The organism is Alkalibacterium sp. m-11 (assembly GCF_054658155.1).
Map to the genome: position 1 here is coordinate 1 of NZ_BAAGIR010000546.1, position 255 is coordinate 255.

Consider the following 255-nt stretch of genomic DNA (forward strand, 5'->3'; position numbering starts at 1 on the left):
CTAGTTTGCCTAAGCGATAAGAGTCTGAGACAGATTTTCTAATGACTTTAGCTAATTTGACAGGATCTTTAAAGCGTCCTCGCCCAAACTTTTGAAGTAAAGCAGCTAGCTCAACGCTATTCATTGTTCGAATCTCAGCCATTGAAATGTCGCCATTCATTAATTGAATCATCGTTGAACTAAACACAGAGGTGCTTATGTTTTCAGCTTTTAAGTCACTCGAAAGAGTGTTGCACTTGTAATAAAGATTTTCCA

Annotated in this window: 1 pseudogene; it reads right to left on the reverse strand. The window is 37.6% G+C overall.

Annotated elements, in window-relative coordinates:
- Positions 1 to 187 (reverse strand): annotated as a pseudogene (locus tag ACYQ2O_RS13545) (IS110 family transposase); the annotation flags it as partial.
- Positions 188 to 255: the final 68 nt, after the last annotated feature.